Annotated in this window: 20 protein-coding genes; 15 read left to right on the top strand and 5 right to left on the bottom strand. The window is 39.3% G+C overall.

Annotation, left to right across the window (positions count from 1 at the left end; translation table 11 throughout):
- The first annotated feature begins 51 nt into the window (after positions 1-51).
- The 3 genes from AC6H44_RS11160 to erpA all read left to right on the top strand — a co-directional run bounded on the left by AC6H44_RS11160 (position 52) and on the right by erpA (position 2472).
- Entirely contained in the window at positions 52-1254 is a 1203-nt protein-coding gene (locus AC6H44_RS11160; RefSeq protein ID WP_500735528.1) for a porin, read from the top strand.
- Between the two features lies 1 nt (position 1255).
- On the top strand, positions 1256-2035 hold the full coding sequence (locus tag AC6H44_RS11155) for a substrate-binding periplasmic protein (RefSeq protein ID WP_500735527.1): 780 nt from the start codon (positions 1256-1258) through the stop codon (positions 2033-2035).
- Between the two features lie 98 nt (positions 2036-2133).
- Positions 2134-2472, top strand: a complete 339-nt coding sequence (gene erpA / locus AC6H44_RS11150) for an iron-sulfur cluster insertion protein ErpA (RefSeq protein WP_500735526.1) — start codon at positions 2134-2136, stop codon at positions 2470-2472.
- A 59-nt stretch (positions 2473-2531) separates the two neighbouring features.
- Here erpA and AC6H44_RS11145 read toward each other — a convergent pair whose 3' ends face one another.
- Positions 2532-2720, bottom strand: coding sequence for a hypothetical protein (locus AC6H44_RS11145; RefSeq protein ID WP_500735524.1), 189 nt, complete (start codon positions 2718-2720; stop codon positions 2532-2534).
- 361 nt (positions 2721-3081) lie between these two features.
- Here AC6H44_RS11145 and AC6H44_RS11140 point away from each other — a divergent pair, with 361 nt between their 5' ends.
- A complete protein-coding gene (locus AC6H44_RS11140) occupies positions 3082-3321 on the top strand; it encodes a helix-turn-helix domain-containing protein (protein ID WP_008111877.1) in 240 nt (79 codons plus the stop codon).
- A 68-nt stretch (positions 3322-3389) separates the two neighbouring features.
- Here AC6H44_RS11140 and AC6H44_RS11135 read toward each other — a convergent pair whose 3' ends face one another.
- Genes AC6H44_RS11135 through AC6H44_RS11120 form a run of 4 tightly spaced genes read right to left on the bottom strand, consistent with a single transcriptional unit; the run spans position 3390 to position 7152 of the window.
- Positions 3390-4766, bottom strand: a complete 1377-nt coding sequence (locus AC6H44_RS11135; protein ID WP_500735523.1) for an AmpG family muropeptide MFS transporter — start codon at positions 4764-4766, stop codon at positions 3390-3392.
- A gap of 53 nt (positions 4767-4819) precedes the next feature.
- Positions 4820-5440, bottom strand: coding sequence for a peptidylprolyl isomerase (locus AC6H44_RS11130; protein WP_500735521.1), 621 nt, complete (start codon positions 5438-5440; stop codon positions 4820-4822).
- A 2-nt stretch (positions 5441-5442) separates the two neighbouring features.
- Positions 5443-6003 carry a YajG family lipoprotein gene (locus AC6H44_RS11125; protein ID WP_500735519.1) on the bottom strand — a complete coding sequence of 187 codons (561 nt, stop codon included), beginning with the start codon at positions 6001-6003 and terminating at the stop codon, positions 5443-5445.
- Complete coding sequence (locus AC6H44_RS11120) at positions 6004-7152, bottom strand: methyltransferase (protein ID WP_500735517.1); 1149 nt, start codon at positions 7150-7152, stop codon at positions 6004-6006.
- Between the two features lie 43 nt (positions 7153-7195).
- Here AC6H44_RS11120 and AC6H44_RS11115 point away from each other — a divergent pair, with 43 nt between their 5' ends.
- From AC6H44_RS11115 to nqrM, 11 genes are all read left to right on the top strand, one after another.
- Positions 7196-7795 (top strand): alpha-ketoglutarate-dependent dioxygenase AlkB family protein, encoded by a 600-nt coding sequence (locus AC6H44_RS11115; protein WP_500735516.1) that lies wholly within the window; start codon positions 7196-7198, stop codon positions 7793-7795.
- A gap of 69 nt (positions 7796-7864) precedes the next feature.
- Positions 7865-8176: a BolA family protein gene (locus tag AC6H44_RS11110; protein WP_500735514.1), complete on the top strand. Its 312-nt coding sequence runs from the start codon at positions 7865-7867 to the stop codon at positions 8174-8176.
- Between the two features lie 109 nt (positions 8177-8285).
- Entirely contained in the window at positions 8286-9479 is a 1194-nt protein-coding gene (gene fabV / locus AC6H44_RS11105; RefSeq protein ID WP_500735512.1) for an enoyl-ACP reductase FabV, read from the top strand.
- Positions 9480-9790: 311 nt separating this feature from the next.
- Positions 9791-11134 (top strand): Na(+)-translocating NADH-quinone reductase subunit A, encoded by a 1344-nt coding sequence (locus tag AC6H44_RS11100; RefSeq protein ID WP_500735510.1) that lies wholly within the window; start codon positions 9791-9793, stop codon positions 11132-11134.
- Between the two features lies 1 nt (position 11135).
- Positions 11136-12341, top strand: a complete 1206-nt coding sequence (locus AC6H44_RS11095) for an NADH:ubiquinone reductase (Na(+)-transporting) subunit B (RefSeq protein WP_500735508.1) — start codon at positions 11136-11138, stop codon at positions 12339-12341.
- Positions 12334-13089, top strand: a complete 756-nt coding sequence (locus AC6H44_RS11090) for a Na(+)-translocating NADH-quinone reductase subunit C (RefSeq protein WP_500735507.1) — start codon at positions 12334-12336, stop codon at positions 13087-13089. Before AC6H44_RS11095 ends, AC6H44_RS11090 begins: the two co-directional genes overlap by 8 nt.
- Entirely contained in the window at positions 13082-13714 is a 633-nt protein-coding gene (locus tag AC6H44_RS11085) for an NADH:ubiquinone reductase (Na(+)-transporting) subunit D (RefSeq protein ID WP_500735505.1), read from the top strand. Before AC6H44_RS11090 ends, AC6H44_RS11085 begins: the two co-directional genes overlap by 8 nt.
- Positions 13715-13724: 10 nt before the next feature.
- On the top strand, positions 13725-14333 hold the full coding sequence (nqrE, locus tag AC6H44_RS11080) for an NADH:ubiquinone reductase (Na(+)-transporting) subunit E (protein ID WP_500735504.1): 609 nt from the start codon (positions 13725-13727) through the stop codon (positions 14331-14333).
- 17 nt (positions 14334-14350) lie between these two features.
- Complete coding sequence (gene nqrF / locus AC6H44_RS11075) at positions 14351-15574, top strand: NADH:ubiquinone reductase (Na(+)-transporting) subunit F (protein WP_500735502.1); 1224 nt, start codon at positions 14351-14353, stop codon at positions 15572-15574.
- A gap of 139 nt (positions 15575-15713) precedes the next feature.
- Positions 15714-16739 carry an FAD:protein FMN transferase gene (locus AC6H44_RS11070; RefSeq protein ID WP_500735500.1) on the top strand — a complete coding sequence of 342 codons (1026 nt, stop codon included), beginning with the start codon at positions 15714-15716 and terminating at the stop codon, positions 16737-16739.
- Positions 16740-16836: 97 nt separating this feature from the next.
- Positions 16837-17049, top strand: coding sequence for a (Na+)-NQR maturation NqrM (nqrM, locus tag AC6H44_RS11065; protein WP_010391098.1), 213 nt, complete (start codon positions 16837-16839; stop codon positions 17047-17049).
- Positions 17050-17207: the final 158 nt, after the last annotated feature.

Raw genomic sequence — 17207 nt, 5'->3', positions numbered from 1 at the left:
ATAAATATAGTCTACACTTTCAAAATAGTTTAATTGTTAGGTGTTTTTATTATGCGCACTCAGTTAATTTGTTTTTTGCTAACCAGCATTTTTACTTGCTCAGTGTTTGGACAACAAAACACTGAGCAACAAGAATTACAAAAGTTAAAAGTTGAACTTAATAAAATTAAAACCCAACTCGCTGCCTTAAAGCCCTTACATTTAGAGTTTGAAGCAATTAGTAAGCGAATTTTAATGCTTGAGAGCCAGCAAAATGACAACTTGTTAACGAGTTCTGAGCCAGCCAAATCTGAAATCATTCTATCTAAGCCTACCGATCCTGCAGATGCAAAAACAAGTGAAAAAGATGTAAAAGTATACGCGACAATAAGGCCGACTTTTGGTTATATTGATGAAAATAACCAATCACAATGGGATGTAAGAGATGCGCTATCCCATGCGGGTATAAAATCCACGGTTATGTTTAACGAGCGATGGCAAGGAGTTTTACACGCTGAATGGGGAATTGATTTATCAAACAATGGCGACTTTGGTAAAGCACGGCAAGTGTATGCTGCTATAGACAGCCCATATGGCAAAGTAGGGATTGGTAAGCAACGACCTGTACAATATACGTTCATAGCCGAATATGTCGATATTTTTAATCACAGCAATAGCCCATTTGCTTATGATATTGAAAGTATTTTTTTTGTAGATAATCTGCTTACCTACCAGATAGAGCAAGGAGACTTTACTTGGATGCTGGCGAGTCAATTTAATGGTTCACAAGGTAATAATAAAAGCGACCTTATCAACGGTGGTATAAGTTATGACAAAGGTAATTTTCATGCTGCACTGACTTACACAACTAGGGATGTTTACCAGGCAGAGCAAAAGCTAGGCGATAATAGCATTTTGGCTGGCGCATTGGCTTATTCGTTTGATAATGGTGTGTACTTTGCTGTGGCTTACCAAGATAAAAAATACAACAGAGATTTATATACCGACAGAAATGGGCATACTTTTGATATGTCGCTCGCTTATCCTTTAAGTGATCATTATAAAGTTAAATTAGGCTATTTTGATTTTAATGATGGGGATTATATTGAGCAAACTCAAAAATTTAATGGTGCAAACCTGACCTTAGAATGGCTACCGGCTGAAAATCTGCGCTTACATATTGAATATTTATATAGGGACTTTGATTATTTAGCAGATTTTAAATCATTATCAATTGGCTTTAGGTACGACTACTCGCAAGTTTGGGGTTATTAAAATGAGCGTGCAAATCTTGCTGATTAGGTATTTTACATTTTTTACCTATTTGTTTTTTTTGGTATTTTCATTAACAAGTATAAGTAGAGAGCCTGTTACTATTTTAGCAGATGATGATTATCCGCCGTATAGTTATTTAGAAAACGGTGAGTTAAAAGGGATATACATAGATTTACTAAAGCGAGCCAGTATCAACCTGCAACCCGATTACAATGTTGAGATCATACCAATGCCTTGGAAAAGAGCGCTTTTATTTGTTAAACAAGGTAATGCCATGGGAATTATTCCACCTTATCGGCATCTAAATTCAAGACCTTATATTTCATCTTACTCGGTCTCACTAGGTACTGAGTTTGTGGTTACTTTTTGTCGTGAAAATATACAGTTAAAGCAAGCTTTAGCGTTAAATGATCAAATTACAACACCTCTTCATTTAGGAATGAATGCGGGCTATTTATTGTTAGAAAAACACTACAAAAGTGCAATTACAGCAGGGCGCATTAAGCTATGGGAAAATAAAAGCACGGAGGCAAATATAATTAAGCTACTAACCAATAAAATAGACTGCTATATCAATGATAGGCAAGCGATTTTACATGAGTTAAGTAATGTAAAAAAGAATAACCCACAATATAATCAAACGGTTATTACTGAACAAGATATAGTTAGGCAGCACACTGCCCATATAGGCTACAGTAGAGATAGTTCCCAAATTTATAAAAGTGACTTCATAGAAAAAATGGATATATCTTTAATGAACGTAATTGCTAAACAGTACTAAACTGTTAGTAGAGAAGTCACAGCAAGCTTATACTTGATTAAAACACTCAGGTATTAGATAATCAATTGCATTAGTATAAAGGTATTGAGGGTTATAAGATGTCTGAAGAATTACCCATAAAGTTTAGTGACTCCGCCGCTGTGCGTGTTAAGCAATTGATTGACGAAGAAGAAAACCCAGACTTAAAACTGCGAGTTTATGTCACAGGCGGAGGGTGTTCAGGTTTTCAATACGGTTTTACTTTTGATGAAAAAGCGAATCCTGGCGATTTAGAAATTGTTAAGAACGGGGTTACCTTAGTCATTGACCCTATGAGCATCCAGTATTTAGTTGATGGCGAAGTTGACTACACTGAAGGATTAGAAGGGGCACGCTTTTTTGTCTCTAATCCTAATGCAACCACAACATGTGGCTGTGGCGCTAGTTTTAGCGTATAAAAAGTACCGTTATTTGAAAAAAAACCGCTTGATCAGCGGTTTTTTTATGTCTTTAATAATCACAACTCAGTGGGGCTATATTGGGTTATTTGCATTATTAACACAAAAAAACCAAGTACAAACGCTGAGAAAGCTAAAATATAGATAAAGCCTTTTTTACCCTGTTTTAGTGGAATTGCATAATGGCGCAAAAAAAAGTACCAGCCCAAGCACAAAATAATAGGTAGTAAAAAAAGTAGTCTAAACATGATTTAATCTTTTTTAAGCGAATATTAAGTTAATAATAAACAGCTTATATTTAAATGAAACAAAAAAGTTATAAAATATTTAATCATATTCAGAGTTAGTAAATATTTAATGTTAAACTTTAATCGTAGAATGACTAATTAATCATTCAGATCAATGGTGAATGGTATATAATGTATCCAAGAGTGAAACGGGCAAGGTTTCACTTTTACAGCAATAAAGAGTAAATACCTATTTGAGGTTTTTTTGCGTTTAATTGTAAGCGTTTACACTGCTTATTAGTCAGTGAAATTAGGTTTGCAATGTTGATGGCATTAAATCTCTTAGTTATATGTATATTTAAACAGCGAGTAGGAGTTGTATATGATGGGTAAAACTGTATCTTCGGAAGAAAATGCAAAGTTAACAAAGTGGCTTAAAACTAAGCGCCATGAGAAAGGCTATACCATGCGCAGTCTTGCGCAAATATTGGGCACGCCACATTCTTTTATTGGTAAAATTGAAAACCAAGAGCGTCGTTTAGATGTTATTGAGTTTGTTCGCTATTGTAATGCATTAGAAGTTGACCCGTATGAAGCATTAAGCTTAATTAAAGCTGATTAACGCTTTTAGACTGTAATCGTAAAGTCAACTTAACGGTTACAGACCCTAATGCAGGGAAGCATTAGGTATTACCTAGTATGATAATTTTTCTCTAGTGCATATAGTTTGTGCCTAATGAGGTATAAAAACACCAGCGAAGGCAATACCATAAGCGCTGTTAGCACAAAGAACAATGACCAATTACCAATTAGCCAATCATCAATAACCACACCACTGTAACTTGACAACAACGTACGCCCTAAGTTACCCAATGAAGCCAGTAGCGCATAATGGGTGGCGCTAAATGCTCTATCACACAGCATAGATATAAAGGCAACCATGGCCACTAAAGACCACGCTTGGGTAAAGCCATCAACCACAATTGCCATTGCATATAAGTGTTCTTGTGGACCTGCTAAGGCAATCCAAGAAAACATTAAGTTTGATGCAGCCATAGCAACGCCACTAATAAATAAACCTTTCACAATGCCATATTTGTGGTTAAAAATACTGCCTAAGAAAGCAAATACAATTGTGATTAAACCTGTGCCGATTTTAGAGTAATTTGCTATTTGCGTGTTACTAAAGCCGACCTCTTTATAAAACACAATCGACATTCTTGCTAAAAAAGCTTCACCAATTTTAAATAAAAAAATAAATGCTAGCAGCGCCAGTGCAGTTTTAACCCCATTTTTAGCAAAAAAGGTTTTAAATGGATCAACTACAGTTACCCCTAGCCATGCGAGCGTTTTTGTTAGTGGCGTTTGTTTACTGGCTGCGAGTTTTTCAAGGTAAACGCGTTCGAGTTCAGCGTGTACGGCTTCGCGATTTGATAGTGGTTCTTTTGCCCAAAAAACACAGCTCATTAATAACACCATAATGGCAGATAAAAAATAATACACGTGCGGCCAATCAATGCTTGGCATATCAGCCATGTAAAAGGGGATGGCACCTAATAATGCATAGCCAGTCCACCAACCTGAGGTCGCCATTGCAGCGGCAGCAGTGGCTTTGTGAGATTCATTTTCACTGAGGGTGTCTATTCTAAAGGCGTCTATTGCTATATCTTGGGTTGCTGAGGCAATGGCGATTAATAGACAAAGCGCGGCAGCAGTAGCAAGGTTTGCTTTTAAATCAAGTCCCGCGAGCAGCAGCGTGCCCAGTAAAATGAAACTCTGGCAAAATAGTATCCAACTTCTGCGCTGGCCAAGCCAGTTATATAGAAAGGGCAGTTTAGTGCGGTCTATTAAAGGCGACCATAAAAAGTTGATACTGTAAGCACCAAACACAATGCCAAATAAACCAATCATACTGCGGCTTAGGCCTTCATCTTTTAGCCACGCCGACATTACTGAGCCAATTAACACCCACGGAAAACCGCTGCTCATGCCAAATATAAAAACATTGATTAAACGTTTATCTTTAAAATAAGAAAAATATTCGCTAACAGAAAGTGTGTTATTCATAAGGGCTCATTGGCTTGTGCGAAGAGCAGCTCAGTGCTGCGCTTATAAAATAGTTATAAAGGAACTTGCTCAAGCACCTTGATATTTAATATAACAACCGGTTTTTCAGGTACAAAGTTATAGCCTATTTTGTCATTGAAACCGGTTTTTACAGCCATGATTTTATCGAGTGTTTCATAGCCTTTCATAACACTGCCAAACACCGCAAACCCCCAATCTCGGCCAGGATTTAAATGGTCGTTATCATCCATATTAAAGAAAAACTGGCGCGTTCCTGAGTGTGGTTCTCGGTCTTGATAAGCCATTGCAATGCTATACATATCATTGGTTAAGCCGTTGCCGCTTTCATTAAAAATTGGGTCGTTTTCGTGCAATCCGTCGTAGTCTTTATCATAACCACCGCCTTGAATGACAAAATCACGGTCATTTTCTACATCGCGTTCAACACGATGAAACACACTGCCTTGGTAGCTTTTATCCGACACATAAGTTAAAAAGTTATTCACCGTGATAGGCGCTCTTGAGCGGTCTAGTTCAACCACAATGCTGCCTAACGATGTGACAATTTCTACGCGAGGAAAAATGTTGTCTTTTTGTATAAAACGGCCCTCTTGCGCCGCTAAGCTACTAACACTAAATAATAAACTTACACAGATTAAAAAAAGTGGCTTCATTATTAACCTTCTAAAAATGCAATTAATTCAGGGTCAGATACAATGCGGGTAATTAACTGTTCAGTCAACTTATTGAGCTGACCTTCAATTTTTGCTCTGTCGTGACCTAAAGGGCCTGCTAAATTAGCATTGCCACTGTAGCGTTTACTAAAGTGACTGGTTGGGCGAATTACCCGTACTTCAAATTCTATATTGGCTGCACTGGTATGGCTCATTAGTTTTTCGGTCACGATGGCTTGCAGCACATGAATATCTAATTCAAAACGTAATTGTGCTAAATTAGAAATACTGGCACCATTTAGGCTTAATGCACTGTCTAGCACGCTTTTAACCGATTCGGTAATACCTGTACTGGCAATGGTTTTTGTTTTGCTTGATTCAATTAACCTTAACGTGGCACTGTTACCGCGTAAATCAATCACACTGGTGTTTAAGCTGCTATTTATTGCGCTTATTTGCCCGCTTTTATAAACAGGGTTAAGGATCAGTTGATTAGGCTGACTTGCACATCCGGAAAAAACAACAAAGGCACAACAGCTCAATAATGCGTTTAAGCGTTTCATTTATAAGGTTCCACTATTTTTAGTTGCGCTCAGTACCACAAACTTCTTGTTCGAGCCTAATAAAGTACAGTTACCAAACATACGGTTTAATTTGTCGTGATAATCTAGATGGCGGTTACCAATAATACGTAATTCACCCCCTTCTTTTAATGTATCTTTTGCTTGCTTAAACATTTGCCACGCTATGTGGTCGGTAACCGCTTGTGCTTGGTGAAAGGGTGGGTTACACAATACAATATCAGCACTTTGAGGTTCAAAGTCGGTTAAACAATCATTCTCTATAAAGGTACATTGTTCAAATTTGTCTTCCATGTTGAGCTCAATATTTAACCGGGCTGATTCTACCGCCATATACGACTCATCCACAAAGCTAATATGAGCATTTGGGCAGCGCGCTAATGTCATTAAACCAACCACGCCATTACCGCAGCCTAAATCAATAATATTTTTGGCTTTATTTGTTTGTGGCAAATAATTAAAAAAGAATCGTGCACCAATATCGAGTGAATCACGTGAGAACACATTGGCATGATTGCTAATTGTAAAATCAGTGCCTTCTAATGGCCAACTTACTGGAAAATCGGCATTTTTATAACCGCCAGCGGCTTGGCTAATAATTAAGCGTGATTTTTTTACCGCTAAGCTGGTTGTTGTTTCGCCAATAAACTCTTCAAACGCTTTTATGGTCGAGTTGTGCACGTCTTTCGTTTTTGCCGCGCCAATAACGGGAGTGCCCGGCGCGAGCACTTCACTTAATTCAGATAATTGATATTGTAAAAAAGCTAAGGTGCGTGGTATTTTTACCAACACTAAGTCTACTTGCTCAGGCAGAGCCGATAAACTATCGAGCTGGCTAAACGCAGTTGTCGCAATTTTGTTTTCAGTTAAGTTGTAGGCCGCTGCCTGATGACTAATATATGAGTCGTTTACTGAACAAACTGTTAATTGTTGTTTGCTAAAGTAACAGCTAAGTGCACCAAAGCTGTCGTTTAGAATTAGCAACGAGCGACAATCAGGGTAATGCTCATTTACATAATCAATGAGGTATTCGTCTGCTGAATCCCACGCTTGTAGGCTGCGGTTTTTTTGATCCAAAGGAAAGCGTTCAAGAGTAAAGGTGTTATCGCCGAGCGTAGCTTGCGTAGTCATAATAGTTTAATGATCGGTAATCAAATGATAGGTAAATTCTAACATGCAACCGCCAAACGCCAACCCCCAACTGTTACCAAATGGCTTTTCTTATCAAAGTAAAGTGCTTAGCGCGCAAAAAAGCCTCGATTTATTTTATTATTTGCAGCAAAACCTAAATTGGCAACAGCCAAACATCACGGTGTTTGGCAAAACCGGACCAATACCTAGACTGCAATGTTTTATCAGCGAAGAAAATCTTCAGTACGGTTATTCTGGGCATAAACTCGATTTAGAGCCCTGGCCAGAGGTGTTGCTTGCGATGCGAACACGCTTAGAAAGTCACTTACAGCAACCGTTTAATTCAATTTTGGTCAATTATTATCGTGATGGCCACGATTGTATGGGTTGGCATAGTGATGATGAGGCTGAACTAGGGCCAGAGCCTACAATTGCCTGTGTATCACTTGGCGCAGAACGGTTATTTAAACTTAAACACAAAGTAAGTAACAGCATTACTAGCATTAAGTTACAAAGTGGTAGCTGTTTGATAATGAGCGGGCAAAGCCAACAAAATTACCAACATGCGCTGCCCAAACAAACAACGCTTAAGCATCCTCGAATAAGTTTAACGTTTCGCTATATTAATAATAGTTTCAGTTAAATAGCATTAGCCATGCTGTAGCTGCAGTTGTTATAGTAATTGCCTAACTGAACTTTGAGGATGGTTTTTATGTCAATGCAAGAACAAATACGTAACAAGTTAGCCGATGCGATTGCGTGCAAGCATTTAAATGTGATCAACGAGAGCCATATGCACAGTGCGGGGACTGAATCACACTTTAAAGTCATTGTGGTTAGTGAAGAGTTTGCTGGTAAACGATTGTTACAGCGTCATCGTCAAATTAACGAAATTTTAAAAGATGAGCTGGCAAATCATATTCATGCGCTTGCTATGCATACTTATACCCCTGACGAATTTACAGAGTACGACAGCGAAGCACCGCAATCACCAAGTTGCATGGGCGGCTCAAAAGTTGGATAACGAATAATAGTGAGTTGGTTTGAGATGTGAGTAACTGATCAGATCAGTTTTTTTTGTTTTAGCCTTTAAACTAGCGCTAATTTTTATTGTAAAAGATATAGGATGATCAATGGTCATTAAGCCTAAAATTCGCGGATTTATCTGCACTAATGCACACCCAGTAGGCTGTGCAGAACATGTACAAGAACAAATTAATTATGTTAAGCAACAAGGGCCATTAAAAAATACGCCTAAAAATGTATTAGTTATTGGTGCATCTACAGGGTATGGCCTAGCGTCTCGCATTACTGCTGCATTTGGTGGTGGCGCTAAAACGTTAGGTGTGTTCTTTGAAAAAGAAGGCACTGAGCGTAAAACAGGCTCTGCAGGTTGGTATAATACAGCGGCGTTTCAAGCGGCAGCCGAAGCTGAAGGCTTGTGGTCTAAAAACATTAATGGTGATGCGTTTTCTAACGAAGTTAAACAAAAAACAATCGACACCATTAAAGCTGAATTAGGTAAAGTTGACTGCATTATTTACAGCTTAGCGTCACCTCGTCGTACTGATCCAAACACTGGCGAAGTATTTTCTTCAACACTTAAACCCATTGGTAATGCGGTTACCACTAAAAACTTAAATACGTCAAAGCGTGAAATCGATGAAGTAACCGTTGAAGCGGCAAATCAAGACGATATCGACAACACCATTAAAGTAATGGGTGGCGAAGATTGGGAAATGTGGATTAATGCGCTTAAAGAGGCTGATGTACTAGCAGATAACTTTAAAACCACGGCTTACACTTACATTGGCAAAGAGCTAACGTGGCCAATTTACGGGCATGCAACCATAGGGAAAGCCAAAGAAGATTTAGACCGCGCAACTGCTGCAATTAAAGCGGCTACTCAAGATTTAAACGGTGAAGCCTATGTTTCATCGCTTAATGCGGTTGTAACTCAAGCAAGCTCGGCAATTCCTATTATGCCGCTTTATATTTCTGCGTTATTTAAAGTGATGAAAGCCGATGGCACGTATGAGGGCACCATTGAGCAAATTCATGCACTCTTTCGTGAAAACTTATACGGCGATTCTCCGCGTTTTGACGAGGGGGGGCATTTATTTCAAAACTACAAAGAACTAGAAGATAATGTTCAAGCACGTGTACAAGCAATTTGGGACAATGTAGACACTGACTCAATTGATGAATTAACCGATTATACCGGCTATCACAACGAGTTTTTACGCCTATTTGGTTTTGGTATTGAATCGGTAGACTATGATCAAGATGTAAACCCCGTTGCAACCATTGCAAATATGATTGATTGATAAACAGAGGTTGATAAAAAGGTCGCATTAAGCGGCTTTTTTATTACTTTAAAACAATTGCCACTTTGGTCTAGCTTGCTTTTTACTTATTTTTAGTTATTGAACTAAATAACCGCTTCTGTCGTACTAATTTTATAAATACACTCGCATAGTCGTGCACAATAATGTTAAAATAACAGTAATATTTTAGGGGTTTTAACGCGTTGCACGTTTGGTGCTCAAAGAGTGTTACTTAAGAGCGATGAATACCAAAGTAGTTTCGTAGTTAATACAATTTTCAGTTTCTTTCCATTAATGTAGTGCAAGTGCGTATGATCAATATAAAAAAAGGTCTGGATTTACCCATAGAGGGCGCACCTCAGCAAGTTATTCATGATGGTTCAACCGTCAAACGTGTAGCTTTGCTAGGTGAAGAGTTTATCGGTATGCGTCCAACCATGCATGTTCGTGTGGATGACCAAGTAAAGAAAGGCCAGGTACTTTTTGAAGACAAAAAGAATCCAGGCGTACTTTTTACTGCGCCAGCGTCTGGTACAGTAAAAGAAATTAATCGCGGTGCTAAACGTGTGCTGCAGTCTGTTGTTATTGAAGTAAACGGCAGTGAGCAGATCACCTTTGATGCTTTCTCGGAAACTGAGCTTAGCAGCTTAGAACGTGAAAAAGTTAAAGAAGTACTCGTGCAATCGGGCCAATGGACAGCGCTTCGTGCTCGTCCTTTTAGTAAAGTGGCGGCATTGGATGCAAATCCTAGCTCTATTTTTGTCACAGCTATTGATACCAACCCTCTTGCAGCAGATCCTGCTGTGGTAATTGCCGAAAATGCAAAAGCGTTTGAAGCAGGTTTGGCGGTTGTGTCACGTTTAACCGATGGCAAAGTATTTGTTTGTAAACAAGCGAGCAGTCAAGTGCCTAGTTCACCTATTGCTCAAGTCGAAGTTCATGAGTTTGGTGGCGTGCATCCAGCTGGCCTTGTTGGCACTCATATCCATCACCTTGACCCAGTATCTGCTAGTAAGCAAGTTTGGCATATTGGTTACCAAGACGTAATTGCCTATGGTCACCTTTTCCTTAGCGGTGAAATTTATACCGATCGTGTGATTTCGCTTGCAGGTCCTCGAGTTAAGAATCCTCGTTTAGTGAAAACACAGTTAGGTGCTTCATTAGATGACTTAGTTGCAGGTGAATTAGAAGACGGTGATAACCGTGTTATCTCTGGTTCTGTACTTGCAGGCGCTACCTCTTTTGGTGTTCATGCCTTCTTAGGTCGTTACCATGTTCAAGTATCGGTTTTACTTGAAGGTCGCGAAAAAGAACTGTTTGGCTGGATAGCTCCAGGTAGTGATAAGTTTTCTGTTACGCGTACTTTTATATCTCACCTTGCGCCGAGTCGTTTATTTAAAATGACAACGTCAACAGGGGGTTCAAAACGTGCCATGGTTCCACTTGGTAGCTATGAGCGTGTAGTACCACTTGATATTTTGCCAACCCCTTTATTGCGCGATTTACTCTCTCGCGATTTAGACAGTGCAATTTCATTAGGTGCGCTTGAACTTGATGAAGAAGATTTAGCGTTATGCACCTTCGTTTGTCCTGGCAAATACGAGTATGGCGCAGCCCTACGCGATTGCTTAACTACGATCGAGAAGGAAGGCTAAAATGGGCTTAAAAACTTTTTTAGAAGATATCGAACCACATTTTGAACCCGGTGGTAAGCATGAAAAATTCTATGCGCTGTATGAAGCAGCCGCGACTATTTTTTATACGCCAGGTCACGTAAATAAAGGTTCTACTCACGTTCGTGATAACATCGACCTAAAACGTATGATGATTTTAGTGTGGATGGCGACGTTTCCTGCCATGTTTTTTGGTATGTTTAATATTGGCCATCAAGCTGCAATTGCACTTGGTAATGGTTTTGAACTTGCTAATATTTGGCAAGTTGGCTTATTCCAGTTATTAGGTGGTGAACTAACCGTTGATGCAGGCTGGGGCGCTAAAATGTTTTATGGCGCATGTTTCTTTGTGCCTATATACGCGACTACTTTTATAGTTGGTGGTTTCTGGGAAGTGATATTTGCTTCTGTGCGAAAGCACGAAATCAATGAAGGCTTTTTTGTAACGTCGGTGCTGTTTGCGTTAATTTTGCCTGCAACAATTCCTTTATGGCAAGTTGCGCTAGGTATTACTTTTGGTGTGGTTATCGCAAAAGAAATATTTGGTGGTACAGGGCGTAACTTCTTAAACCCTGCACTTGCTGGTCGTGCATTTTTATTCTTTGCATACCCTGCGCAAATTTCAGGTGACACAGTATGGACTGCCGTCGATTCGTTCTCTGGTGCAACTATGCTCGGTCAGGCGTTTGCTGGCACACTAAACTATGCTACTGACATTGAACTATGGTGGAATGCGTTTTACGGATTCATCCAAGGTTCTATGGGTGAAACGTCGACACTTGCTATATTAATTGGTGGCTTATTCCTAGTTTATGTTCGCATTGCGTCTTGGCGTATTGTATTAGGTGTATTCCTAGGTATGGTTGTAACGTCATCGTTATTAAATACAATTGGTTCAGAAACTAATGCAATGTTTGCTATGCCTTGGTACTGGCACATGGTGTTAGGTGGTTTTGCATTCGGTATGTTTTTTATGGCAACTGACCCTGTATCGGCAGCATTTACTAACAAAGGTAAATTAGCATACGGTGCGCTTATTGGCTTTATGGTTATCATGATCCGTGTTGTTAACCCTGCATACCCTGAAGGCATCATGCTAGCAATCTTATTTGCTAATTTGTTTGCGCCATTATTTGATCACTTTGTAGTACAGGCTAATATCAAGCGGAGGTTGGCACGTAATGTCTAGTAAAAATGAATCAATTAGTAAAACATTAGCTGTTGTCGTCTCGCTTTGTTTAGTGTGTGCAATTATTGTTTCGTTTGCTTCCGTGCAGCTTCGTCCGCTACAAAAAGCAAACAAGGCAAAAGATATTCAAAGTAATATTTTAGCGGCAGCAGGTATCAGTAAAGCTGATAATGTATCAGAATTGTTTGCAGCCAAAATAGAAACACGTTTTGTTGATATGCAAAGTGGTGACTTTGCTGAACCTGTAGAAGACTTTGACTTTGAAAAAAGTAAATACGATGCAGACTTAAGCATGTCACTTAAAGAAAATGGTATTAAAGACATCGCGGGTATTCAACGCATTACTAAACGTGCGCCTGTGTACATCTCTAAAAAAGAAGATGGCTCTATTGATGCTATTATTCTTCCAATTCAGGGTTATGGATTATGGGGTTTAATGTATGGTTTTCTTTCGCTTGAAAGCGATGGTGAGACTATTAAAGACATTATTTTCTACAAACATAACGAAACACCTGGCCTTGGTGGAGAAATTCAAAACCCACAGTGGACTGCTAAATGGGAAGGTAAAGAGTTACCAATTCAATTAGTAAAAGGTAATACTGAGGGTGATGAGCACAAAATAGATGGTCTTTCAGGTGCTACATTAACGTCTAACGGTGTTGATCATGCAGTTGATTTTTGGACTGGCGAAAACGGCTTTGGCCCTTTCCTTGCTAAAGTTCGTAAAGGAGCATTGAACAATGGCTGATACTAAAGAAATGAAAGGGGTCTTGTTTGGTCCTGTTTTTGCTAACAACCCAATTGCATTGCAAGTACTCGGTATTTGTTCTGCCTTAGCGGTAACGTCTAGCTTAAAAAATGCATTAATTATGTCAATTGCATTGACTTTGGTAACTGGTTTTTCGAGCTTTTTTATATCAACAATTCGTAACCATATCCCATCATCAGTGCGTATTATTGTACAGATGACGATTATTGCATCACTAGTAATCGTGGTTGACCAAGTGCTACAAGCATTTTCTTACGCTACGGCAAAAGAGCTGTCGGTATTTGTTGGCCTTATCATTACTAACTGTATTGTAATGGGTCGTGCTGAAGCGTATGCAATGAAATCACCACCAATAATGTCATTCCTTGATGGTATTGGTAATGGTTTAGGTTATTCTGTTGTGCTACTTACTGTTGGCTTTATTCGTGAGTTGTTTGGTAAAGGCACACTATTTGACGTGAGCATTATCCCACTTGTACAAGATGGTGGTTGGTATCAGCCTATGGGCTTACTAATATTACCGCCAAGTGCATTCTTTATCATTGGTTTATTTATTTGGGTACTACGTACTTTCAAAAAAGACCAAGTAGAAGCTAAAGCGTAAGGGGCAATAAGTGGAACATTATATTAGTTTATTTGTAAAAGCTGTTTTCATTGAAAACCTAGCATTAGCATTCTTTCTAGGTATGTGTACATTTTTAGCTGTGTCTAAAAAAGTAACTACTTCAATGGGCCTAGGGGTAGCAGTTATTGTTGTTTTAGGTATTTCGGTACCTGTTAATAACTTAGTTTATCATGCTGTGTTAGCACCAGGTTCACTTGAGTGGCTTGGCTACCCTGAAGCTGACCTTAGCTTTTTACGTTTCTTGACTTTTATTGGTGTTATTGCAGCACTGGTGCAAATTCTTGAGATGACATTAGATAAGTTCTTTCCACCACTTTACAACGCATTAGGTATTTTCTTGCCACTAATCACAGTGAACTGTGCGATTTTTGGTGCGGTATCTTTCATGGTTGAGCGAAACTATAACTTCGGCGAGTCAGTTGTTTATGGTTTAGGTTCTGGAGTTGGTTGGGCGCTTGCAATTACATTACTTGCAGGTATTCGTGAGAAAATGAAATACTCAGACGTGCCAGATGGTTTACGTGGTTTAGGTATTACCTTTATCACTGTTGGCTTGATGGGTCTTGGCTTTATGTCATTTTCTGGTATTTCACTGTAATAATAGCGAGGGCAATCATGGATATTTTCTTAGGCGTTGGTGTGTTTATCGCTATCGTTGTAATACTAGTTTTAATCATCATTGGTGCTAAATCTCAGTTAGTTGCAAGTGGTGATATCATCATTGGTGTTAATGGCGATCCAGACAAAGCCATTAAAACATCTGCAGGTAGTAAGTTATTAGGTGCGCTATCTGAGTCGGGTATCTTCGTATCTTCTGCATGTGGTGGCGGTGGCTCTTGTGGTCAGTGTCGTGTCCACATAAAAGAAGGTGGTGGTGATATTCTGCCAACTGAGCTTGATCATATTACTAAAGGCGAGGCCCGTGAGGGTTGTCGCTTAGCGTGTCAGGTAAACGTTAAAGGTGACATGGAAATTGAACTTGAAGAGTCAATTTTTGGTGTTAAAAAATGGGATTGTGAAGTTATCTCTAACGATAACAAAGCAACCTTCATTAAAGAACTTAAGCTACAAATTCCTGATGGTGAGTCAGTGCCTTTTCGTGCGGGTGGTTACATCCAAATTGAAGCGCCAGCTCATCATATTAAATACGCTGATTTTGATATTCCTGAAGAGTATCGTGGTGACTGGAACCATTTTGGTTTCTTTAAACTGGAGTCAAAAGTAGACGAAGAAACAATTCGTGCTTACTCAATGGCTAACTACCCAGAAGAAGAAGGCATTATTATGCTTAACGTGCGTATCGCTACGCCGCCGCCAAATAACTTAAGTCTTCCATGTGGTATAATGTCATCGTACATTTGGTCACTTAAAGAAGGCGATAAGGTGACAATTTCTGGTCCATTTGGTGAGTTCTTTGCCAAAGATACTGACGCAGAGATGATCTTTGTAGGTGGTGGTGCAGGTATGGCACCCATGCGTTCACATATCTTTGACCAACTTAAGCGTTTAAACTCTAAGCGTAAAATTAGTTTTTGGTATGGTGCACGTTCTAAGCGCGAAATGTTTTATGTTGAAGATTTTGATGGTTTAGCTGCAGAAAATGACAACTTTGTTTGGCATACAGCGCTTTCAGATCCGCAACCAGAAGATAACTGGGAAGGCTATACTGGCTTTATCCATAATGTGTTATTTGAGAACTACCTTAAAGACCATGAAGCGCCTGAAGATTGTGAGTTTTACATGTGTGGACCTCCAATGATGAATGCGGCAGTTATCACTATGCTTAAAGATTTAGGTGTAGAAGAAGAAAATATTTTATTAGATGATTTTGGTGGCTAATATCCAAACCAATTAAATTTAGTTAAAATACCAGCCTCATAGCACTTAGTGTTATGGGGCTTTTTAATATCAATTAGACTGAGTAAGATTTTCTTTTGTTTTAGTTGGTACTTTATTTAATCTTCATAGGTAAGTTAGTATGAACCGATTCACTACCGTTAAAGGCCTAGTCGCCTTATTTTTAATTATATCTACATTTATTATTACAGGGTGTGGTAACTCAAAACACAGCGAAGAGATTTACCTTAAAGGTAAAACGATGGGCACAACCTACAATATCAAATTTTACGCAGAGCAGGTTGATCCTAAAGCACTACACAGAGAAATTGATGCCGTTTTAGTTGATATTAACCAGTCTATGTCGACCTATATTGAAGATTCAGAAATAAACACGTTTAATCGTTTAGGTGCTAATCAAGTGATGCCAATCAGTGATGATTTCAGAGCGGTTATTGCTGAGTCTATGCGTATTGGCGACTCAACCCAAACACTGGATGTGACTATGGGGCCTTTGATTGATTTATGGGGATTTGGTCCGGACAAAAAGCCAACTAAGCGCCCAACTGATGAAGTGCTAGCCCACATGGTTAGTAATATTGGTTCTGATAAACTAGTGCTTAACGAGCAAGGCCTGGCTAAAACCGTGGCTGATTTGGAGCTGTCGTTTTCGGCAACTGCAAAAGGCTATGGTGTTGATAAAGTGGCAGAGCTTCTACAAAGTAAAGGCATACTAGATTACATGGTTGAAATTGGTGGAGAGCTGCGTATTGCCGGTACAAAACCGGACAATCAAGCATGGCGCATAGCGATTGAACAACCAGATGCAAATCCGGGCGAGCGAAAAGTTCACCGAGTACTAACACCGGGTAATAATGGTATTGCCACCTCAGGTGATTATAGAATATCGTATGTTATGGATGGTGAAACTTATACGCATCTTATTGATCCGATGACCGGGATGCCCATTAAGCACGACTTAGTGTCTGTTACGGTTTTACACCCTAGTGCAATGACTGCTGATGGGTTAGCAACGGCACTGACGGTAATGGGTATGGAAAAAGCACAACAGTATGCAGAGCAATACGATTTACCCGTGTATTTAATTGCTAAATCGGCACAGGGGTTAGTGACCTATTCAAGCCCTGCGTTTAAGCCTTATTTATAGTCTTTAGGTTTATATCCTTATCATCAGGGTATATAATGTAAAAAGCTCAGATATGATATTTGGGCTCATTTTATTGCTGAACAATAGGGGCTAAGCAATGTCACTTTTTTTTCTAACCTTTGGCTTACTTATTTTAATTGTCGCTGCGATGGCGATAGGCATGATAGTACAAAGAAAATCGATGGCGAGTAGCTGCGGCGGCTTAGGCTCTGTAGGTATTGATAAGGCCTGCGATTGTGATGATCCATGCGATAAACGCAAAAAGCGTCTGGCCAAAGAGCAAGTATGGAAAGAAAACCAAATTCTTTAAATAGGATTGCCTATTTAAGCAAAAAAACCTCTCGTAGATAACTGCGAGAGGTTTTTTTGTTTGCCCAGCGAAGCTGGCAAACCCGTCAGGTTGAAAGAAATCTGAATCACCCCGACTGAGGGGAAGATAATCCGAATCGTAAGGGCGTTGCTGGCCAA

This window comes from Pseudoalteromonas sp. TAP-3C (assembly GCF_059888565.1).
Note: the sequence above shows the minus strand (reverse complement) of the source record. Positions and strands in the feature narration are given on the sequence as shown.